Source organism: Micromonospora krabiensis (assembly GCF_900091425.1).
In the GTDB taxonomy this organism is placed as follows: domain Bacteria; phylum Actinomycetota; class Actinomycetes; order Mycobacteriales; family Micromonosporaceae; genus Micromonospora; species Micromonospora krabiensis.
In genome coordinates, this window is record NZ_LT598496.1 from 1,516,466 (window position 1) to 1,536,143 (window position 19,678).

The 19,678-nt window shown below is 76.2% G+C and carries 18 protein-coding genes; 13 read left to right on the forward strand and 5 right to left on the reverse strand.

Annotation, left to right across the window (positions count from 1 at the left end):
- Genes GA0070620_RS06725 through GA0070620_RS06780 form a run of 12 tightly spaced genes read left to right on the forward strand, consistent with a single transcriptional unit; the run spans position 1 to position 11,443 of the window.
- Positions 1-480: a phage tail protein gene (locus GA0070620_RS06725; protein ID WP_091589052.1), complete on the forward strand. Its 480-nt coding sequence runs from the start codon at positions 1-3 to the stop codon at positions 478-480.
- A complete protein-coding gene (locus GA0070620_RS06730) occupies positions 458-2,164 on the forward strand; it encodes a hypothetical protein (protein WP_091589053.1) in 1,707 nt (568 codons plus the stop codon). The genes GA0070620_RS06725 and GA0070620_RS06730 overlap by 23 nt, the downstream gene beginning before the upstream one ends.
- Positions 2,164-2,943 carry a CIS tube protein gene (locus GA0070620_RS06735; protein ID WP_231922264.1) on the forward strand — a complete coding sequence of 260 codons (780 nt, stop codon included), beginning with the start codon at positions 2,164-2,166 and terminating at the stop codon, positions 2,941-2,943. Before GA0070620_RS06730 ends, GA0070620_RS06735 begins: the two co-directional genes overlap by 1 nt.
- Entirely contained in the window at positions 2,940-4,535 is a 1,596-nt protein-coding gene (locus GA0070620_RS06740; protein ID WP_231922265.1) for a phage baseplate assembly protein V, read from the forward strand. The genes GA0070620_RS06735 and GA0070620_RS06740 overlap by 4 nt, the downstream gene beginning before the upstream one ends.
- Complete coding sequence (locus GA0070620_RS06745; protein WP_091589054.1) at positions 4,535-4,876, forward strand: hypothetical protein; 342 nt, start codon at positions 4,535-4,537, stop codon at positions 4,874-4,876. Before GA0070620_RS06740 ends, GA0070620_RS06745 begins: the two co-directional genes overlap by 1 nt.
- Positions 4,873-5,334, forward strand: coding sequence for a GPW/gp25 family protein (locus GA0070620_RS06750; RefSeq protein WP_091589055.1), 462 nt, complete (start codon positions 4,873-4,875; stop codon positions 5,332-5,334). The genes GA0070620_RS06745 and GA0070620_RS06750 overlap by 4 nt, the downstream gene beginning before the upstream one ends.
- A complete protein-coding gene (locus GA0070620_RS06755) occupies positions 5,334-8,003 on the forward strand; it encodes a putative baseplate assembly protein (protein ID WP_091589056.1) in 2,670 nt (889 codons plus the stop codon). Before GA0070620_RS06750 ends, GA0070620_RS06755 begins: the two co-directional genes overlap by 1 nt.
- Positions 7,984-8,499 (forward strand): phage tail protein, encoded by a 516-nt coding sequence (locus GA0070620_RS06760; protein ID WP_091589057.1) that lies wholly within the window; start codon positions 7,984-7,986, stop codon positions 8,497-8,499. Before GA0070620_RS06755 ends, GA0070620_RS06760 begins: the two co-directional genes overlap by 20 nt.
- Positions 8,496-9,422: a hypothetical protein gene (locus tag GA0070620_RS06765; RefSeq protein WP_091589058.1), complete on the forward strand. Its 927-nt coding sequence runs from the start codon at positions 8,496-8,498 to the stop codon at positions 9,420-9,422. The genes GA0070620_RS06760 and GA0070620_RS06765 overlap by 4 nt, the downstream gene beginning before the upstream one ends.
- On the forward strand, positions 9,419-9,880 hold the full coding sequence (locus GA0070620_RS06770) for a hypothetical protein (protein ID WP_091589059.1): 462 nt from the start codon (positions 9,419-9,421) through the stop codon (positions 9,878-9,880). The genes GA0070620_RS06765 and GA0070620_RS06770 overlap by 4 nt, the downstream gene beginning before the upstream one ends.
- 17 nt (positions 9,881-9,897) lie before the next feature.
- A complete protein-coding gene (locus GA0070620_RS06775; protein WP_091589060.1) occupies positions 9,898-10,659 on the forward strand; it encodes a hypothetical protein in 762 nt (253 codons plus the stop codon).
- Between the two features lie 52 nt (positions 10,660-10,711).
- A complete protein-coding gene (locus GA0070620_RS06780) occupies positions 10,712-11,443 on the forward strand; it encodes an HD domain-containing protein (RefSeq protein WP_091589061.1) in 732 nt (243 codons plus the stop codon).
- A 322-nt stretch (positions 11,444-11,765) separates the two neighbouring features.
- On the opposite strand, the gene GA0070620_RS06785 is transcribed toward GA0070620_RS06780, so the two are convergent.
- The 4 genes from GA0070620_RS06785 to mptB all read right to left on the reverse strand — a co-directional run bounded on the left by GA0070620_RS06785 (position 11,766) and on the right by mptB (position 15,447).
- The gene (locus GA0070620_RS06785) at positions 11,766-12,140 is read right to left on the reverse strand and encodes a barstar family protein (protein ID WP_091589062.1); all 375 of its coding nucleotides are present in this window, start codon (positions 12,138-12,140) and stop codon (positions 11,766-11,768) included.
- 90 nt (positions 12,141-12,230) lie between these two features.
- Complete coding sequence (locus tag GA0070620_RS06790) at positions 12,231-12,680, reverse strand: ribonuclease domain-containing protein (RefSeq protein WP_091589063.1); 450 nt, start codon at positions 12,678-12,680, stop codon at positions 12,231-12,233.
- Positions 12,681-12,715: 35 nt separating this feature from the next.
- On the reverse strand, positions 12,716-13,969 hold the full coding sequence (locus GA0070620_RS06795) for a glycosyltransferase 87 family protein (RefSeq protein ID WP_197677562.1): 1,254 nt from the start codon (positions 13,967-13,969) through the stop codon (positions 12,716-12,718).
- Complete coding sequence (gene mptB / locus GA0070620_RS06800) at positions 13,966-15,447, reverse strand: polyprenol phosphomannose-dependent alpha 1,6 mannosyltransferase MptB (RefSeq protein ID WP_091589064.1); 1,482 nt, start codon at positions 15,445-15,447, stop codon at positions 13,966-13,968. The genes GA0070620_RS06795 and mptB overlap by 4 nt, the downstream gene beginning before the upstream one ends.
- A 147-nt stretch (positions 15,448-15,594) precedes the next feature.
- Between mptB and GA0070620_RS06805 the strand changes: the two genes are divergently transcribed.
- Positions 15,595-16,467: a hypothetical protein gene (locus GA0070620_RS06805; protein WP_091589065.1), complete on the forward strand. Its 873-nt coding sequence runs from the start codon at positions 15,595-15,597 to the stop codon at positions 16,465-16,467.
- A gap of 21 nt (positions 16,468-16,488) precedes the next feature.
- On the opposite strand, the gene GA0070620_RS06810 is transcribed toward GA0070620_RS06805, so the two are convergent.
- Positions 16,489-19,566 (reverse strand): NACHT domain-containing protein, encoded by a 3,078-nt coding sequence (locus GA0070620_RS06810; RefSeq protein ID WP_157741553.1) that lies wholly within the window; start codon positions 19,564-19,566, stop codon positions 16,489-16,491.
- Positions 19,567-19,678 lie beyond the last annotated feature (112 nt).

Consider the following 19,678-nt stretch of genomic DNA (forward strand, 5'->3'; position numbering starts at 1 on the left):
ATGCCGACCACGGCCACCCCGCAGCCGGGCGCCCCCGTCGACCCGTACCGGGCGTACAACTTCCGGCTGCTCGTCAACGGCGTGACCAACGGGCACTTCACCGAGGTCAGCGGCCTGGCGATGAGCATCCCGGGCATCCCGTACCGGGAGCACGGCACCGACCGGATCCGGATCGTGCCGGGCCAGGTGGAGTACGAGCCGGTGACCCTGCACTTCGGACTGACCGCGTCGCGCGAGCTGTGGGACTGGGTACACGCGGTGGCGAAGGGCGTGGTGAGCCGGCGCAACGTCTCGATCGTCCTGCTCGACGCGGCGGGCACCGCCGAGGTGCTCCGCTGGAACCTCATCAACGCCTGGCCGACCGGGTGGCGGGGCGCGGCCCTGAACACGCTCGGCCAGGAGATCGCCGTCGCCGCGCTGACCCTGCGGTACGAGGGCCTGGACCTGGAGACCGGCGGTGCCGCGCCGACGCCCGCGTAGCTGGGTGGCCGGCGGGCTCCGCTCGGTGTCCCGGGCGGCGCGGCGGCTGGCCGGGCTCACCGAGCCGGGCCAGCCCCGGCCGGCCGGGGCGGATCACACCGCACCAGCCGAGGCGGGCCACCCGCTCGGTCCGGTCGAGCCGCGTCCGTCCTCGGTGCCGGCCGGGAGGCCGGCCGGAACCGCCCGAGCCGGGGCCGCCGACGGTGCCGGCCCGCTCGCCCGCCGCCCGGGGCAGCCTCCCGAGCACTGGCTGCGGCTGGTCGCCGAGCACGCGCCCGGGCTGCTGGACGGCCTCACCCTCGACCCCGACCCCGCCGCACCGCCCGGCGGCGGCGGGGGCGCGTACGGCTCCGGCGACGCGGCCGGGTGGGTGGGGTACGCGGCGCGTCCGGTCGGTCACGGGGAGGGTCGTCGCCCGACGGGTGGCCCGGGCGGCGTCCCGCCGCTGCGTCCGGCGGTGCCCCCGTCCACCGGCGTGGCGAGCGGTCACCGCGACCGGGGCACGAGCCGAGGCGCTGACGGGAGCGCGTTCGGCGGGGTGGGCCGGGGCGAGGATCCCCGGGCCACGGCGGCGTGGGCGGCCGGGACCTCCCCCGGCACGGACCCGGCTCGCGCCGACGCTCTGCCCGGCGTGCACCCGGCCCCCACCGTGCCCGGCGCGCACCTGACTCCCGCGAACGACCGACCCGGTGCCGCGCCGCTTCGACGGGGGCGGCACCACGCGCCCGCCGGCCGGACGTCGGATGCCACCGTCAGTGGCACCGCTCCCGAGAGCTGGCGGGATGGTCGCGGGGGCGGCCCGGCCGGGCTGGCCGACGCACCGTCGCCCGACGCCGTACCGACCCGCGCCGCGCCCCCCGGTGTCCACGTCGGCCGAGGGACCGTGACCGCGGGACACGGCACGCCCGGGCCGCACCCGAACAGGCCGACCACGCACGGGACGAACCCGCCCGGACCGGCGGAGCACGGGACGACGGCGCAGCGCCCGGCCCCGCGGGGACCAGCCGCCCTCGGCCCGGTCGCCGCGGGAGGCGACACTCTCCGCCCGCCCGGACCGGCGCGGGGCACGGACGGCCCGGCCACCGCGGGGCCCGGCCCCTTCGGCCCGGCCGTGGCGGCGCACCGCGCGCGGGGGCAGCACGTGCCGTGGCCACCGCCGGCAGCCGCCGGCCCCGACGCGGGGTGGGCTGCCCGCGCGCACGCGGACCGGGCCATCCGCGCGGGCTCGGCCGCCGACGCGGCCTGGCTGCCCGGTGCCGGCTCCGCGGCCGGCGCGGGATCGGCCGCCGGCCGGTCGTGGCCGCCCGGTCGCCCCGAGGCCGGGCCGACCGACGCGGCCGGCGGAGGTCTGCGGGGGCACGGCGACGGCCGCCGGACCGCCGGCGCGCCGTCGACACCGGGCGTCGCCCACCCGTGGGCCGGAACGCCGTACGCCGATGTCGCCCCGGACGACGGCGGCGCCTCCTGGTCGCCCGGCGGGCGGGCCGGGCGTTGGCCCGCGCTGCCGGACCCGGACGGACCCGGCGGCGGGCCGCGGACCGCATCGGAGGGCGGGCGGCGGCGCGTCCGGGCGGACGACCCCTGGCCGGCGCTGCCCGACGACGGCCCGCTCTGGACGGTGCCCGGTGAGGCCCGGGACACCGCACGCCGGGACCGGCTCGACCGGGAACAGGCGGGTGGCTGATGGAGCGGGTCGCGTTCCTGATCGACGCCACCGGCGCCCGGGTGGACTGCCTGCTCAACCCGGAGACGGTGCAGGTGACCCGGCTCGCCGGGGTGCGCCGCCGGACCTCGACCGAGGGGCAGCTCACCGGCGTCGGGCTGGCCGACGACCCCCTGGTGTTCACCGGCGGGGGCCGCACCGAACTGGTGCTCGACCTGCTCTTCGACGTGGACTTCGTCGAGTCGCAGGTCCGGCCGGACGACGTCCGGTCGCTGACCCGGCCACTGTGGATGCTCGCGGAGAACTCCGCCGTCGAGCACGGCTGGCTGCGGCCGCCGCTGGTCCGGTTGGTCTGGGGCAAGACGTGGAACGTGCCCGGTGTGATCGTCGCGGTGGCGGAGCGCTTCGACGCGTTCACCGGTACCGGCTCGCCGCGCCGCTCCTGGCTGCGCCTGAAGCTGGTCCGGGTCGCCGAGAGCGCCGACCAGGCGCAGGCCGGCTTCGAGGAGGAGTTGACGGCGGCGGGCACGCCGACCGCCGCGCCGGGTGGCGCCGTGGTCGCCGCCGGTGACGGCGCGGCGGCGCCCGGGTACTCCGGCGTCCGGTTCGACCTGCTCGCCCACGACGCGCTCGGGTCGCCCCTGCGGTGGCGGCTGCTCGCCGAGCACAACCGGATCACCGACCCGATGAGCGTGCCCGCCGGCACCGCGCTGGCCGTGCCGCCGCTGACCGGCGCGCCGGCAACCGATCCGACGACCCGCGCACCGGCCGGCGGCACCGCACCGGACGGTCTCCGGTGACCGCGGTGGCGTCGCGGGCGCTCGCGGTGCTCGTCGACGGGGTGCCGCTGCCCGAGCCGGCGATGCGCCGACTGCGGTCGGTGCGTGTCGCCGCCCGGCTCGACCAGCCCACCCAGTGCGAGCTGACCCTGGCCACCGATTCCGGCGGGGCCGCGCTGCCGCCGTGGGCGCGCACCGGGGCGGCCCTGGACGTACGGCTGGTCGACCGTCCGGACGGGCTCTTCACCGGCGAGGTGACCTGCGTCGAGGTGGAGTACGCGGCGGACGGCACGGCGCTGCTGCGGATCCGGGCGTACGACGTGCTGCACCGGCTGCGCAAGCGGCAGTCGCTGCGGGTGTTCGAGTCGGTCACCGCTGCCGAGCTGGCCCGGGACCTGTGCGGCGAGGTGGGCCTGGACGTCGACGCGGACGACGACGGACCCCGGGTGGAGCGGCTGCTCCAGCACCGGCACAGCGACCTGGAGCTGCTCACCGAGGTGACCGGTCGGGCCGGGCTGCACCTGGCCGCCGACGAGGACCGGGTCCGCCTGGTCACGCTCGCCGGCTACGGGGAGCCGATCGTGCTGCGGTTGGGCCGGGACGTCCACGCGCTGCGGGTGTCGACCAACCTGGACCGGGCCGGCGGCGGGAGCGCCGCGCTGGGCTGGCACCCGCAGCGCGCCGAGCCGATCAGCCAACGGGCGGACGAGGCGCGCTGCGGTCGACCGGTCGACCAGCGCCCCGACCCGGCCGACGTGGGGGCCGACGGGCTGCGTACGGCGGTGGACCAGCCGGGGCGCAGCGACGACGAGCTGGCCGGCATCGCCCAGGCCCGGTTGGACGCCCGTGCCGCCGCCCTGGTCACCGCCGAGGGGGTGGCCGAGGGTGATCCGGCGCTGCGGCCGGGGCGGCGGATCCGGTTGGCCGAGGTGGCCGAGGCGCTGGCCGGGTCGTACGTGCTCACCGAGGTCGTGCACACCCTCGACGCCCACGGCCACCTGACCCGGTTCGGCACCGCCCCGCCGCCGGCGCCACCGCCCGTCGGCGGGCCGGGCGCGTCGGTCACCCTCGGCACGGTCACCGACGTGGCCGACCCAGACGGGCTGGGCCGGGTCCGGGTGACCCTGCCGGCCTACGGGGAGCTGGACGCCGGCTGGCTCGCCGTGCTCTGCCCAGGGGCCGGGCGGGACAAGGGGATCGTCGCGCTGCCCGACCCGGAGGACACGGTGCTGGTGGCCCTGCCCGGCGGGGAACCGGCGTCCGGGGTGGTGCTCGGTTCGCTCTTCGGCACGGTCACCCCGTACGACGCGGGGATCGCCGACGGGCGGGCCCGGCGCTGGTCGCTGCGGACCGGGTCGGGACAGTCGATTGTGGTCGACGACGCCGGCCGGAGCCTGCGGCTGGCCACCGACGGCGGCAGCTTCCTGGAGCTCACCCCCGATTTGGTCACCCTGCACGCCGCGGCCGACCTGGTGCTTTCGGCGCCCGGCCGGGCCATGGTGGTGCGCGCCCGCACCGTCGACTTCCGCCAGGCCGAGGCGGCCGAGGACCCGGCGATCGCCGCGGAACGGGCCCGCGCACTGGTGTCCGACCCGCAGCGAGGAGGCGGCTGATGTGGTGGTGGATCCATCGGGACTCGGTGATCGCCTGCGACCACGACGGACGGGTGCGGAACCGGCCGTCCCAGCGGTGGGTGACGGTCACCGGCGTGCCCGTGCTGGTCGACGCCGACCCGGAGGGCCGGGAGATCACCGCCTGCCCCATGTACGGGCCGACGGTGAAGCCGTGCGCGAAGACGTTGCGGGTGCGGGTCGGCTACAGCGACTGGCTGCGCGTCGACGGCCGGCGGGTGGTGCTGTCGCACCTCGACGGGCTGACCGACGGCACCCCGCCGGGCCTGGTGCACCAGCGGGTACGCGACCCGGGGCAGGGCTTCCTGGGGGCGGACCGGTGAGGGCCTTCCGGTTCGTCGGCGCCGGGTTCGACGCGGGTCGCACCGGCGGGCTGGCGCTGACCGCGGCCGGCGGCCTGGCGATGACCGAGGGCGACGAGACCGTACGCCAGGCGCTGTTCCTGCTGCTGTCCACCACCCCGGGCGAGCGGCTGATGCGGCCCGGGTACGGCTCCCGGCTGCACCGGCTCGTCTTCGCGCCGAACGACGACACGACCGCCGGACTGGCCATCCACTACGTACGCCAGGCGATCGCCCGGTGGGAGCCGCGGGTGGAGGTGATCGACGTGGACGCCGGACCCGACCCGGAGGACCCGTGGCGGCTGGTGATCCGCCTCGACTACCGGGTGCGGGCCAGTCTGACGCCCGGACAGCTGGTGTTCTCCGTCGACCTGCTGCCGGCCGACGATCCGGACGCCCCGCCGGCGCCCGGCCCCGACGCCTCGCAGGGAGGTCAGTGATGACGCTGCCCGTGCCCCACCTGGACGACCGCGGCTTCCTCGACCTGGTGACCGAGGCGCGCGAGCGGATCCGGCAGTCCTGCCCCGGCTGGACCGACCTCTCCGCGCACGACCCGGGCATGGCGCTGGTCGAGGCGTTCGCGCACCTCACCGAGGTGATGATCTACCGGCTGAACCAGTTGCCGGAGAAGGCGTACGTCTCGTTCCTGAACCTGCTCGGTGTGGCCCGCCACGCGCCGTCTGCCGCCTGGGCCGACGTGCGGTTCAGCCGGACGGGCGCGGACGCCGGCCCGGTCCGGATCCCCGCCGGCACCCGGGTCGCCGCGGCCCGGGGCGCCGACCCCCGTCCGGTCGTCTTCGTCACCACCGAGCCGGCGGTGCTGTCGGCCGGGGAGGCCGCGGTGACCGTGCGGATGCACCACTGCGAACCGGTCGAGGCAGAGCTGCTCGGCACCGGCAGCGGTCAGCCAGGCCAGGTGCTGCGCGCGGCCCGCCCCCCGCTCGCGCACACCGCCGAACCACTGGACCTGCTGCTCGGGGTGGAGGTGCCGGCCGGCTCGGTGGAGCTGGGCGCGGCCGCACGGGAACACGACGGGCGGACCTTCGAGATCTGGCGGCCGGTGGACAGCTTCGCGGGGGTCGGCCCGCAGGCCAAGGTGTACCGGGTCGACCGCTGCTCGGGCACGGTCACCTTCGCCCCCGCGCTCGAGCTGCGCCCTCCGGCCGACGGCACCGCGCCAACCGGCGACACTGCCCCGAACGACGGCGCGCCGACGGCCGACGGCTCGGGCTCCGCGGACGATGCCGCCCCGGCCGGGCCGGTGACGGTGGCCGCGGTGCCGCCGGCCGGGCGGCAGGTCCGGCTCTGGTACCGGGCCGGGGGCGGCCCGGCCGGGAACGTGGCCCCCGGGACGCTGACCAGCCTGCGCGATCCGCTGCCGGGGGTACGGGTGGACAACCCGGCCGCCGCCGCGGGTGGGCGGGAGATGGAGTCGCTGGAGTCGGTGCTGCTGCGCGGCCCGTACGAGTTCTTCGCCCAGCAGCGGGCGGTCACGGCCCGCGACTTCGAGGTGCTGGCGACCGGGTCCGGCGCGGTCGCCCGGGCCCGCGCGTTCACCCGGTCGGCGGTCTACAGCTTCGCCCGCCCGGGCGAGGTGGAGGTGGTGCTGGTGCCGTACGTGCCGCCGAGCGAGCGGCCGGGCGGCCGGCTGCCGGTGACGGTGCTGCGCGACCACGAGATCGCCGAGGCGCGGCGCCGGGTGGAGGCGGACCTGGACCGCCGGCGGGCGTTGGGCACCAGTTGCCGGGCGAGCTGGGCCCGGTACAAGGCCGTCTCGATCCGGGCCCGGGTGGTGGTCCGTCGGGAGGAGGACGCCGACGCGGTCCGGCGGCGCATCCACGACCGGCTGCACCAGACACTGAGCCCGCTGCCCACCGCGCTGAACCCGACGGGCTGGGCGTTCGGCGAACCGCTGCGGGCGTCCAACGTGTACCGCCTGCTGGAGCACGCCGAGCCGGGGGTCCGCTACGTCGAGTCGGTGCGGTTCGTGGTGGACGAGGCGCCGGACGCCGAGGTGCGTGCCCTGGCCGTCGACCCGTACCAGCCCCGGACCTGGTACGCCGGGCGCGGGCCGGTGCTGTTCCGCTCCACCAACGCGGGTGCCGGCTGGGAGTCGGCCGGCCGGTTCGACGGCGAGTCCGTGCTACGGGTGGTGCCCGCGCCGGCCCCGGTCCGGCCGGGCATCGTGCCGCGCCCCGGCGCGGTGGCCGTGGTGACCCTGCGGGCGGCCGGCGGTTCGCGGGTGCACCTGAGCACCGACCTCGGGGAGACGTGGTCGCTGCTGGCCGACCTGGACTCCCGGATCTCGGACCTGGCCTGGATCGACCGGGACGGCGCGGGCGCGCTGCTGGTCGCCACCGACACCGGCCTGTACGAGGTGTCCCTGCTGCCCGGGGCGGTGCCGTTGCAGATCCTCGTCGACCCGGCGGACGCGGACCGCGGTTTCTACGCGGTCCGCGCCTTCGTCTCCGAACGCGGGGCGCCCGGCGTGGCGGTGGCCGCGCAGGCCGGCTTCGGGGTGTACCTGTCCACCGCCGGTGGCCGGCCGGGCACGTTCGCCCACGTCGGTCTGGCCAACGTGGACAACCGGGTGCTCGCGGTGCAGTACGACGGGCCGGCGACCCTGCTGTGGAGCGGCGCGGGCGAGCCGGACCCGAAGAAGCCCGGGCAGGGTTGTCACCGCACCCGGTTGTTCGAGTCGGACGTGAAGTGGCAGTCGGTGCAGGGCGGCTGGATCGGTGGCACCTGCCGGGACCTCGCGTTCGCCGGCCCGGTGGCGCTGGCCGCCACGCAGAGCGGCGGCGTGTTGCGCCTGGACACCCTGGCCGCCCAGCCGCAGTGGTCGTCGGTGTCGGTCAACTGCGGTCTGCCGCTGCGGGACCGCACCCGGTTCGTTCCGGTGGACGCGGTCGCCGCGACCGACGCCGGCGGGCGGCTGGTCCTGGCCGCCGGGGAACGCGGCGTGCACCGCAGCGTGGACGGCGTCGACTGGACGGCCAGCGCCAACCAGGCCACGGCCGACGTGGTGACCGTCCCGGACACCTGGCTGCTCTGCTCCGGCGAGCACGACATCGAGGTGGTGCGGCAGGATGCGTCGAGCGGCGATTGAGCGGCTGCTGCCCGCGGCGTACCAGCGGGCCTGCGTGCCCGGCAGCGTCCTCTGGGCGCTGCTGGAGGTCATGGAGGCGCTGCACGCCCCGGACGAGGCGATCCTGGCCGAGGTGGACGCCCTCTTCGACCCGTACCGGGCGCCGGACGGCCTGGTCGCCCACCTGACCCGCTGGGTGGCGATGGACCACGTGGTGGCCTCGCCCCGCGCGGACGCGCCACCGCCGCTGCCGGTCGGTCGCCTGCGGGACCTGGTCGCGCGGGGAGCGCTGCTGGCCCGCTGGCGCGGCACCCCGTTCGGCATGCGTACGGCCCTCGAGGTCGCCACCGGGCTGACGGGTTTCACCCTGACGGAACCGGCGGACCGTCCCTTCCACGTCGTGGTCACCGTGCCACCGGCCGCGGCCGGACAGCTGATCGTGATCACCCGCATCGTCGAGGCGGAGAAGCCCGCCTCGACCACCGTCGAGATCGTCGTCGCAGAGGAGTCGCCATGACCACCGAGTGGGCGGTCGCCGCCGCCGCCGAGCAGTTCACCCTCGACGCCCGCAACACCGGCGAGCTGACCTTCACCGTCGCGAACCCCGGCGCTGCGCCGGACACGGTGGTGTTCGACGTCGCACCCGGTGAGGGCTCCCAGCGCGCCTGGTTCACGGTGACCGAGCCGCAGCGGGTGGTGCCCGGGCAGGGCTCGGTCACGTTCCTGGTCCGGCTGACCGTCCCGCCCGGCACCCCGCCCCGGCGCTATGACATGACCGGGTTCGCGTACTCGGCGAACACCGCGCCGGAGGAGAGTTCCCGCTCCAGCGGCCGGGTCACGTACGAGGTGCGGGCCGTCGCCCCGCCGAAGCGGCCGCCGTGGCCGTGGATCGCCGCGGCGGCCGCGCTGGTGCTGCTGGTCGGCGCGGTGGTGACCGTGCTCGCGCTGCGGGGCGGAGACGCGCCGCCGGGCGAGCCGCGGGTGGTCACCGTCGAGGCGGAGAGCCTGGTGCCGGCGGCGGTGGTGGAGCCGCAGGGCAGCCCGGCCACGGTGGTGGCGCAGGGCAACTGCTGCGGGGTGACCTGGTCCGGGGACACGCAGCTGTTCTTCCAGGGGCGGGCCATCGGCGACCAGGTGAGCGTGACGGTGAACCTGCCCGCCGAGGCGACGTGGCGGTTCTCGACGGTGCGGACGACCTCGTTCGACTACGCCAACACTGTCTGGGCGATCGACGGCACCCAGGTGGGCGGCGCCTTCCTCGGCTTCACCCCGACCGTCGTCCGCACCGACTGGGTCGACGTCGGCACCGCCCGGCTCGCCGCCGGCCCGCACCGGGTCACCCTGATCGTGGTCGGCAAGACCCAGGGCACCGACCGCTACTTCGCCGGGGTGGACACGATCCGGTTCACCGAGGTCGTGCCGTTGGCCGCCGGGCGATGAGCGGCCGGCAGAAGGTGCTGCTGGCCGCGCTCGGCGTGCTGCTGGTGGCGCTGTTCGTGGTCGCGGTCGGCGCGGGCCGGGACGACCGGGGCGACCCGGCCGGCCGCTCCGGTCTCGTCGACCGGCTCGGCGGGCTCGGCGGGGAACGTTCGGCCGTGGACGCGGCCACGGTCACCGCGGACTGCGGGGCCGACAGCGCCCGGTTGGTCTTCGTCGGCGGCTGCGTGCTGCACGTCGCCGACCCGGACGGGCTACGGACGCTGGTCCTGCGTAGTGCCGGCCCGTTCACGGTGGCCGCGCCCGCGCCTGGGGACGCCGAGTTCACCGTTCGCGACGACGTCCAGCCCGCCGACGACGGCACCGGTGCGGTCGCCCGGGTCGCCGTCGACCGGGCCACCGACGTCGTCCTCACCTGCCCCGGCGTCGGCGGCTGCGCGGTCGCCGTCGCCCCGTCCTGAGCGCCGAGGAGGCCGCCGTGGGTGAGTTGCGCAAGCCGTTCCTGCTGCTGGCGATGCTCGCGATCGTCCTGGCGGTCGGCGTCGAGCTGGGCGCCGGGCTGCTCACCGGCGGTGGGGACGCCGCCGCCGCGCTGCGGGACAGCGCCGACGCCCTCGACGTCGAACTGGGCGACGTGGCCGGGGTCAGCGAGCCGTCCGGTCGCGGCACCGGCTACCTGGCGCTGGTCGACGCGGTCGCGGTCTGGAGCACCGGCCTGTACTGCCTGAGCCTGGTGCTGCCCGACCGCCTGCACGGGCGGGTGCAGGGCGTCGCCACGCTGATCTTCTCGATCGTCCTGGTCGTCGTGTCGCTGATCGCCCTGGTCGTGGCGTTCGTCGAACTGTCGGTCATGGTCTCGCTCTTCCTGGCGGCGCCCTTCGGCACCCTGGCGTACCTGGCGCTGTGGGGGTTCTTCCCGGTCGGCGACGCGACGCTGCTGCTCGGACTGGCGCTGCTGCTCAAGCTCGCCTGGGCGGCGCTGCTGATCCTGGCCCAGCCCCGGTTCCTGCAGAACAAGGGCCTCGTCCTGCTGACCCTCACCACGCTGCTCTGCACGGTGCTGCTGGAGTTCCTGCACCGGCTGGTGCCGGTGATCCTGGTCAGCATCCTCGACGACGTGGGCGCGCTGGTCTTCGCGGTGGTCGCGATCGTCTGGGGGCTGGTGCTGCTGATCGGGTCGATCCCGGCGATCGTCAAGGCGGTCCGGGTGACCGCGGCGCTGCCCGCCCGACGCACGTGACACCCCGCGTGCGGGGGCGACCCGGCGGGTGAAGATCGGCTATAAGTGACGCATGGATTTCCCGCCGTACCTGGCCACCATGCCGATGCACGCGATCACCGAGATCCACGGCGAGGCGGGCCTGCTGGAACGGTTCCGGCTGGAGGTCCTGTCCTTCGACGAGCCGGCCCGGGAGCGGTTGACGGCGGCGCTGGACCTCGCCGCCGACCTGCACCGCGACGACCGGCGGGTCCGCGAGCCGTACCTGAACCACCTGCTGCGGGTCGCGATCCGGATGATGCACCACTACCAGGTGCGCGACGTGGACGTGATCGTCGCCGGGCTGCTGCACGACGCGGTGGAGGACCACCCGGCGGAGCTGGCCGGCGGGCCGGCCGGCGACGACGACCGGACCGCCGCGGCCCTGGCCGTGCTGGCCGACCGCTTCGGCGGGCGCGTCGCCCGCCTGGTCGCCGCGGTCACCAATCCGCCGTACGACCCCGCGCGGGACCGCAACGAGCAGTACCGCGAGCACGTGGCGGCGAGCCTGGACCGGGAGCCGTGGGCACGGGTCATCAAGGTGTCGGACTTCACCGACAACGGGGTGGGCGTGATCCACACCGTGGGGCCGAAGGTGGAGTCGTCGGCCCGCAAGTACCGGCCGCTGGTGCCGGTGTTCCGGGAGCTGGTCACCCGGCCGGACACGCCGCTGTCCGCGCCGGTGAAGCGGCACATCCTGGCCCAGCTCGACCTGGCCGAGGAGCGGTTCGCGGCGATCCTGGACCAGCCCGCCCACCGCCACTGAGCGAGGGGCCGCCGAACCCGCGCGGCCGGATCACGCCCGTCCGGGACGGCGATCAGCGCCCGGGACGATCGTCTGGTCGGATCCTGCCGAGCTGCCCCCGCGCATGGGGCACCGAGGAGCGCCACAGCCGGTCGCTGCCCCGGCCGACCAGGGCAGCGAGCCGGGCGGCGGACCACTGCTGCACCAGGCGGCGGCCGGCGGTCGGCCGGGACGAACAGCGGACCGCCCCCGATCTGGGGCAGCTCCACAGGACGTAACCCGGGTCATGACCCCGGGCGGAGTCGAGGCGGGCCGGCGAGCGGCGGGTGCGGACGCGCCCGGCTCAGCCCGGTGGGATATCGCGCAGCACGACCCGCAGCGGGTGGGGCGCGTCGGCGGCGACGTCGGCGAAGACGGTGAGGAAGCGGGCGTACTGGCCGGCGGGCTCGTCGGCCAGCAGTTCGTCGGCGTCGTCCACGCGCAGGGTCAGCGGCGCGACGGCGACCCGGTCGCGCAGCACGTCGGCGAGCGCGTCCCAGTTGTGGCCGAAGTGGGCCGGCAGCGCGAGCGCCTCGGCCAGCGCCGTGAAGAGGCCACCGCGGGTGCGGGCCGTCGTGCCGTCGAGCGGCACCGTCACGGAGTCGTCGGTGTCGTCGGGGTCGGTGTCGCGGCCGACCGTCAGCCACCCGCTGGTCCGGTCGTCGTCCTGGTCGGGCATCCGCATCTCCTCCGGCTGCCGGCGCGGGGACGCCGGGCGGTCAGGTCGGCGCGGGGGCCGGGCGTCGCCGCCCGACCCCCGACGGGTCGGTCAGAGCCGATAGAAGTCGCCGTAGTGGTTCGGCGAGAACCAGGTGGCCCCGGTGCTCTTGTTCACCACGATCCGGTACGCGTCCCGGGCGGCGCCGGACTGACGCGGGTACACGTCGTACTCGTAGTAGGTGGCGTTCGCCGGCAGCTGGCCCTCGTAGTTGTAGAACCGGCCGCCGGCGAAGTTCGACAGGCCGCCGCTCCAGCTGTACCAGCCGCGGCTGGTCGGGAAGCCCTTGGCCGACCAGCCGGAGCGGGCCGTACGGGCGTCCGCGCAGCGGCTGATCGTGCAGGAGCTGTAGACGGCGGCGGAGGCCGAGTCGGTCAGCGTGGGCGCCACCACGGACGGGCCGACGAGCGCGGCGGCGACCATGGCGACGAGCAGGGCGAGGGTGGCGGTGCGCCGGCGGGTCGCGCCGAGCGTCGAGGACGGGGGTGCAAGGGTGGACATGCGGCCTCCAGACCGTACCGGGACATTGATCCGAGTCACTGTCGGACCGGGATCATTCTGTCCCGCGAACGGTGATCCGGACAGGGCTTCCGCCCCAACTGCTCCACAATGTCCGGTGAACGGCCGAGCGGGAGGAACGCGAGCAGCCCGACCGACACGAAGACGTAGCTGTTGCCGCCGACGAAGCCGGCCACGGTCCCCGGATCATTGGCGAAGACCCAGACCAGACCGCTGGACAGCACCACATACCCGGCGAGGCCCGCGCGCAGCCGGCGACGGGCGGCACGGTCGGCCGGCGGCCACGGCAGTGTCGAGGCGGCGGCCACGACCAGCGCCGGCGCCAGCCACACCAGGTGGTGGACCCAGGTGATCGGGCTGACCAGGCACGCGGTGATCCCGGTCAGCGCGAAGCCGGCGCGCTCGTTGCCGGCCCCGACGGCCCGGCGGGAACGCACGACCCACACCGCCAGCGTGACGGCGACCAGCGCCAGCCACAGCCTACGGTCCGGGTGATCCCGGTCGAGCCGGGCGACCAAGCCGAGCAGCGACTGGTTCGACACGTACGCGAGCTTGCCGATCCGCTCGGTGTCCCAGAGCGCCTCCGTGAAGAAGGTGCGTGAGGCGCCCGGGGCGACGACGGCGGCGAACGCGGTGGCCGCGACCGAGGTGCCGGTGGCGGTGGCCGCCGCGCGCCAGCGCCGGGTGACGAGCAGGTAGCCGATGAAGATCGCCGGGGTGAGCTTGATGGCTGCGGCCAGTCCGATGCCGATCCCCGCCGCCCGCTTGCCGTGTTCCAGCAGCCACAGGTCCAGGTAGACGAGGGCCACCAGCAGCAGGTTGACCTGACCGAAACTGATCGTGTCCCGTACCGGGTTCAGCCCGGCCAGCAGCAGGGCGGCCAGGGCGAACGCGTACCACCGGCTCCACCCCGCCGCCCGCGCCAGCGGGTCGACCAGCAGCACCAGCAGGAACACCGTCGCCGCCGCGGTGAGCACCAGGTGCGCCACGATCGTGGGATACCAGGCCAGCGCCGCCATCGGCAGCATGCTGACGGCGGCGAACGGCGGGTAGGTGAAGCCGTACCCGTTCCCCGTCACCCACGCGTAGAGGTCGCCGCCGCGTGCCCAGTGGCCGACCGCGCCGTGGTACACCCCGACGTCGAACCAGCCCCGATGGCCGGGCAGCACCGCGATGAGCACCCCGAGCAGCGTCGCCAGTCCGGTCACCAGCAGCGCCCGGCGCACCGTGTCACGCCCCGGCCCGACCGCGCCGGGCCGCGCCGTGCTCACGGGCTCACCGTCACCGGCGTGGGCCGGGCCGCGCCGGTGAGCAGCCGCAGCCAGCCGACCGCGACCAGACCGACCACGACACCGGCGGTCGCGAGCAGCGCCTGCGCCCCGTCGGGCCCGAAGCCGCTGGGCAGGGCCACGAACGCCAGCACCACCGCGCCGCACGCCGCCGCCGGGCGCACCCAGGTGCTCGGCGCCGTCCGGCCCGCCGCCGTCCGGTTCGGCCAGACGTCCGGCGCGGCCGCCGCGATGAGGACCAGTCCCCAGAGCGCGTACCAGGGCCGGGTCGCCGGGCCGAGCAGCGCCACCGCCGCCAGGGCGAGCCCCACCGCGTACGCGGGACCGAGCCTCCTCCGCCGCCACCACGCCGTACCGGCGGCGGCCAGCGCGGCGACGAGCCCGAGGGCGAGGCACAGCCGCATCGGGCCGTCACCCAGATCCAGCCCGAGCGCGGCGGCCAGCCTGCTCGCCCCGCGCCCGAGGGCGCTGGACACCGACCAGCTGTGCCGGTAGACCGGGGTGCCGAGGGCGGCGATCCAGCCGTACCCGATGCCGGTGGCCCAGGTGACCGCGGCGGTCGTAGCCGCCGCGAAGCCGGCGGTGCGGGCCAGCGCGGCCCGTCGCCCGGTGTGGCGGGCGGCGAGCGACACCACCACGAGGAGCCCGATCGCGGCCGGCGCCTTCACCAGCGCGGCCAGGGTGACGAGCACGGTGGCGGCCCCGAACCGGCGGTCGACGGCGTTGCTGAGCCCGGCCACCAGGAGCCCTAGCATCACCGCCTCGTTGTGCGCGCCGGCGATCAGGTGCAGCGGCACGAGCGGGTTGAGCACTCCGAGCCACAGCGCGGCGGCGGGGTCGACCCCGCAGTGCCGGGCCAGCCGGGGCAGGTGGACGACGAGCAGCGCCACCCCGGCCAGCGCCACCAGGCGCAGCCCGAGCACGCCGAGCACCAGCTTGCCGCCGGTCAGCGCGGACACCACGGCGGTGATGGCGAGGAACACCGGCCCGTACGGCGCGGGCGTCTGCTGCCACATCTGTGGCACCTCGGCGGCGAGCCGACCACCCAGCGCCGCCACCCCGTGCCGGTAGACGTCGATGTCGGCGAGCACCATCGCGCCCTGCGCGAGATAGCTGTACGCGTCCCGGCTGAACAGCGGCGGGCAGAGCAGCAGCGGCCCCGCCCAGCACGCCAGGGTGAGCGCCGCGGACCGCCGGTCGAGCCGTCCCGCCCCGGGCCCGGCCGCGACCCGGCGCGCCCGGCGCAGGTCCCGGCCCGCCCACCACCAGGCGACGGCGAGCAGGGTCAGGCCGGCGTACCCGCAGAGCAGCGCCGGACCCGCGAGATGCCGCAGGGCGCTCCACCACGACGCCTCGGCGCCCACCGGCAGCGCGCCCGCGGCCAGGCCGGCACCGGCGAGGAGCGTGGCGCCCGCGCCGCCGAGCAGCCGGTAGCCGTGGACGGTGGGCAGACTCAGCACCCGGGCAGGATGTCGTCCGCAGCTGACCGGCAGACGGCCGCCCGACGATCCTCAGGCGACGCGGCGGTGTCACGTCGGCGTGGCGGCGAGAGGATCGGCTACCCGTTGTTAGCGTGGGATCGCGGAGTGGTGGCCAGGGAGGGACGCATGACGGACGGCCCCGACGCGGAGCCGACAGCCACCGGCCGCTGGCGTCAGCGAGGGATGCGCCGCCTGACCTCCACCCGGGACCGGAGCGTCCGGGTGGGTCGGTGGCTGCGACACCACTGGGAGCGGCTCGCCGACTCCCTCCAGGACGAGCCACCCGCGCGACCGGACCCCACCCCGCCCCCGCCCGGTCCGCTGGTGGAGCAGCGCGACGCGCCTCGCCTGATCACCGTGCCCGCCAGGGGCTACGTCTACAGCTTCCACCTGCGCGCCACGTTCACCTGGTCGTCGGCGACGAGCCTGCGCGCCGAGGTGCTGAGCTGGTACGCCGGCTACTTCATGCCGCACGCGATCCAGCGGCTGACCCGCCTCGCCACCGACGTCGCCCGGGACCTCGCCCCGCAGCGGGCCGCCGAGTTGGAGACGCACCTGCAACGGGTCCTCGCCGCGCAGCCGCCGTGGTCCTACCGACGCGGTGACGTCCAGGTCACCTGCGAGCCGGACGTCGCCGTACGCCTGGACGACCGGATCCGGCGGGCGCTCCAGCCGCACGTGGACCGGCTGGTCGCCCTCGACTGCGAACTCGACGAGCACCTGCGGCAGGCGACGCACGCGGAGAAGCTGAGCGGACGCTGGGCGGCCATCCTGAACGCGCAACGCACCGGCGACGACGCCGACCGCGACGCGGAGCTGGCGGAGGCGCGACGGCACATGCTCGACCGGCAGCGGGCCGCCGCGCGGTGGATCGACGAGCTGCTCGCGCACCGCCGCCGCCCGCACCCCGGCCCCCTATCGCCGCCCACCGCCGAAGCCCAGCCCACCACCGCCGAAGCCCAGCCGAGCGTGCCACCCCAGCCCACCGGCGACCGCTGACCATCGCCCACGTTCGCCCGTTCAGCCGCCGTGCCACATCGGGGCGCTCCGACTGACCGTCCGCACGACGATCCGCGGGTCGGCGAGGACGACGGCGAGCCGCCGGGACAGGGCCACGGCAAGCGGGCCCAGCGTCTGGTGGCTGATCAACGCGTGGCAGGCCTGTAGGCCCATCTCGGCTATCTCACGTCGACCGAACTGGACCCCGCGGCGGTGCCGTCGCCGGTCGGCCAGGGCCACGCGGATCCGGTGCAGCAGCACGGCCCGCTCGTCCGTGACCCGGCGCATCACCTCGACCGACCACCGCCAAATCTCGGCGGCGGTGAGCAGGTCGTCGTCGTCCGGCAGGTAGTCGGCCAGCAACAGCTCCTCATGACACACCCGCAGGGCGGACGTCGGGTCGCCCCGGTCGGTGAGCAGCCGCGCGAGCAGCCCCGCCGCGACCGGCGGCAGCCGGTCGGCCGGCTCGGCGGAGGCGTCCGCCACGCCGCGCCGTCGGAGCAGTGCCAGCGCGGCGTCGGAGTCGCCGCCCGCGAGGTGCAGGACGGCCAGCAACCCGTCGGTGCCGGCCCCCGGCTCGGCCCGGCGCAGGTCGCGCACCGCGGCGAGCAGGTCCGCGAGCGGCGCGTCGTCGGCGATCAGACGGGCGACCCGGCGCCGCTGCTCACCGGCCCGGTCGCCGTCGGCGGCAGCGGCCGCCGGCCCCGGTGTCGGCGGCGCTGGCGGCGGCACCAGCGTCAGCAACTCCGCCGCCCGGGTCCACTCCCCGGCCGCGGCGCCCGCGAGCAGCGCCTTCCGCAACGCCGCCACGGTCAGGTCGTCGGCGTGTCCGATGCTCGCCGACCGGAACCGCGTGATGTCGGCGAACACCCCGAACGCCTCGGTCCAGTAGCCGGCTCGCGCCAGTTCGACGCCGAACTCCTCACGCAGTCGGCTGCCCCGCCGCCCGGCCGCCGACCCACTGGCGAGGCGGCTCTGCAACCGGGCGTGCCGGAACCGGTAGCCGCCGGCGCCCTGACGCAGCAGGCCCACCGCCTCGGCGTACGCCAGGAAGGCGAGCAGCCGGTGCGGGGTGCGTCCACGGACGGCGAGCGTGGCCCGGGCCACCGCGAAGCGAAGCCACGCACCGCCGCCGTCGCGCAGCAGCCACCACCCCAGACCGAGGCCGGTGCCCGCGTAGAGCAACGCCGCTAGGGGCGGTACCGCGGTGAGCAAGCCGGCCAGGCGCAGCAGCGCCGCGACGACGAGCACCCGCAGCACGGCGATCGCGCCGCTCGACAGCGCGAAGGCGACGGTGGCCGCGCGGTCCGCCTCGACCGTCTCGGCCACACTGGTGGCCCCGAGGTCGGCGGGCGCCGAGACGTCGACGCGGAGTCCGACGCGGACGATCCGGTACGCCCACCACAGCACGCCCGCGAGCACCGCCGCGCGGGCCGGGTCGGACCAGGGCGGCAGCCCCGGCACGGCGTCCAGCAGCCGGACCAGCTGCGCGGTCGGCGCGACCCCGGACAGCAGCGCGTACGTCAGGAAGGCCAGGAGCATCCCGCCGACCAGTCCGTTGACGAGTCCCACGCGGAGGGCTCGGCCTCCCCCGACGTACGCGATCCGGCGCGGTTGGGCCGTCCCACCGCCGCGGGCGAGCGCGATGGTGGCGCCCGCGACGAAGGCCGCGACCGTCAGGCCACCCGTCCCGTCGGCGAGCACGTCGAGGAGGTTCCGGGTGGCCGGGTCGGCGACCAGGGCGGCGGTCGCGCTGAGCGCGTCGCGGGAGAGCGTCGACGCCAGCCACACCGCCAGGGCGGTCCGGAGACCCGCGACGACCGCCCAGAAGGGTCCGGGCAGCGCGGCCGGCAGTTGCCACCAGCGGAACTCGCGGACGTCGAGCGACTCCAGGTGCGCGGCCAGGGCGCCCAGGTATCCGCGGGCCCTGCCCGGATCCCACCGGCGCAGTCCCTGCCCGCCCCGGCGGGACCGCAGGGCCGCGTCCACCGCGCGGGTGAGCAGGTCGTCCTCGACGGTGCGGCGGCCCCGCTGTCGGGCGAGCGGCAGAAGGTCGCGTGGGTCGGTGCCCGGCTGGTCGAAGGCGCTGCGGGCCAGCGTCACCATCAGCGGGGTGGAGAGCGCCCCGGTCAGCTGCGGTTCGACGCCGAGGGTGCCGGCCACCGCGGCCCAGTTGTCGACCTGGTGGTAGGGGGCCGCGTCGACCAGGTAGTCGGCGACCTCGGCGGGGGCCGGGGGCGCCAGCAGGACCACGGCGGTGCCGCGCAGCTTCTCCCCCTGCGTCAGGTAGCGCTCATAGACGGAGGTGCGGCAGGTGAGGACGAACCGCTGCGTCGGTAACGCGTTGAGCTCCTCGATGCAGGCGACGAGCCGCTCCTCGGGCACCTCGTCCAGCCCGTCGAGGACGGGTATGACCAGGTCGGTCTCGACGAGGTCACGCAGGACGGCGTCGCGGCGGGGATGCGCGGCGGCGAGGCGCGGGTAGCGGCGGCCGATCCGGTCGACCAACCAGTCCGGGAAGGTATCCCGGTCCGGGTCCCAGGAGTCGGCGGGCAGGAGCACCGGGATCGGTTCGTCCGGCTCCCGGTGCACCGGCAAACCCCGGGCCATCCGCAGCGCGATGACCGACTTACCGGAGCCGGGCGGCCCCAGCAGCAGCAGTCGTCCCGAGGGCACCGACCGGTAGCGGCTCCACAGTGCGCCGTCCCGCCCGGACAGGTCGATCGGGGTCGCGTCGCTGGACCGGCCGATCGCCCGCCACGAGGGCAGGAACCGGTCCGGTGCGGTGTGCCACCGCACCGGCAGGGGGTACGGCTCGTCGACCGTGCGCAGCAGCGCCTCGTCCGTGGGGTCGCGGCGGATCAGTTCGGCCAGTTCGTCGGCGGCCGCCCGGCGTTGCGCCCCGGCCGCCGCGAGATCCGCCGGCTGGGGACGGAAGACCTGGTCCAGCAGCAGGTACAGCCCGATGAACCCGGCGACCACTCCCCAGGTCCAGTTGACCTTCTCGAAGTTGTACCGCCACCAGACCCAGGCGGAGCCGCCCGCCGCGAGCGCCGCCACGACGGCGAGCAGCCCCCACTTCCACATCCGACGCCGCACGGCCCGATTGTGATCGCTGCCGGCCAGCCGCGCCGCCCCCCGACACTGGTCGCCGCTGTTCAAACCGGTCGAGGCCGCGTGGTTCTACCTGCTCACGGCGGTGACCGAGCGG

Excerpts from the sequence above, each read along its gene's own strand:
- GA0070620_RS06725 (WP_091589052.1), top strand. The coding sequence starts at position 1 with ATGCCGACCACGGCCACCCCGCAGCCGGGCGCCCCCGTCGACCCGTAC.
- GA0070620_RS06780 (WP_091589061.1), top strand. The coding sequence starts at position 10,712 with ATGGATTTCCCGCCGTACCTGGCCACCATGCCGATGCACGCGATCACC.
- GA0070620_RS06745 (WP_091589054.1), top strand. The coding sequence starts at position 4,535 with ATGTGGTGGTGGATCCATCGGGACTCGGTGATCGCCTGCGACCACGAC.
- GA0070620_RS06735 (WP_231922264.1), top strand. The coding sequence starts at position 2,164 with ATGGAGCGGGTCGCGTTCCTGATCGACGCCACCGGCGCCCGGGTGGAC.
- GA0070620_RS06765 (WP_091589058.1), top strand. The coding sequence starts at position 8,496 with ATGACCACCGAGTGGGCGGTCGCCGCCGCCGCCGAGCAGTTCACCCTC.
- GA0070620_RS06755 (WP_091589056.1), top strand. The coding sequence starts at position 5,334 with ATGACGCTGCCCGTGCCCCACCTGGACGACCGCGGCTTCCTCGACCTG.
- GA0070620_RS06790 (WP_091589063.1), bottom strand. The coding sequence starts at position 12,680 with ATGTCCACCCTTGCACCCCCGTCCTCGACGCTCGGCGCGACCCGCCGG.
- GA0070620_RS06785 (WP_091589062.1), bottom strand. The coding sequence starts at position 12,140 with ATGCCCGACCAGGACGACGACCGGACCAGCGGGTGGCTGACGGTCGGC.
- GA0070620_RS06805 (WP_091589065.1), top strand. The coding sequence starts at position 15,595 with ATGACGGACGGCCCCGACGCGGAGCCGACAGCCACCGGCCGCTGGCGT.
- GA0070620_RS06770 (WP_091589059.1), top strand. The coding sequence starts at position 9,419 with ATGAGCGGCCGGCAGAAGGTGCTGCTGGCCGCGCTCGGCGTGCTGCTG.
- GA0070620_RS06760 (WP_091589057.1), top strand. The coding sequence starts at position 7,984 with ATGCGTCGAGCGGCGATTGAGCGGCTGCTGCCCGCGGCGTACCAGCGG.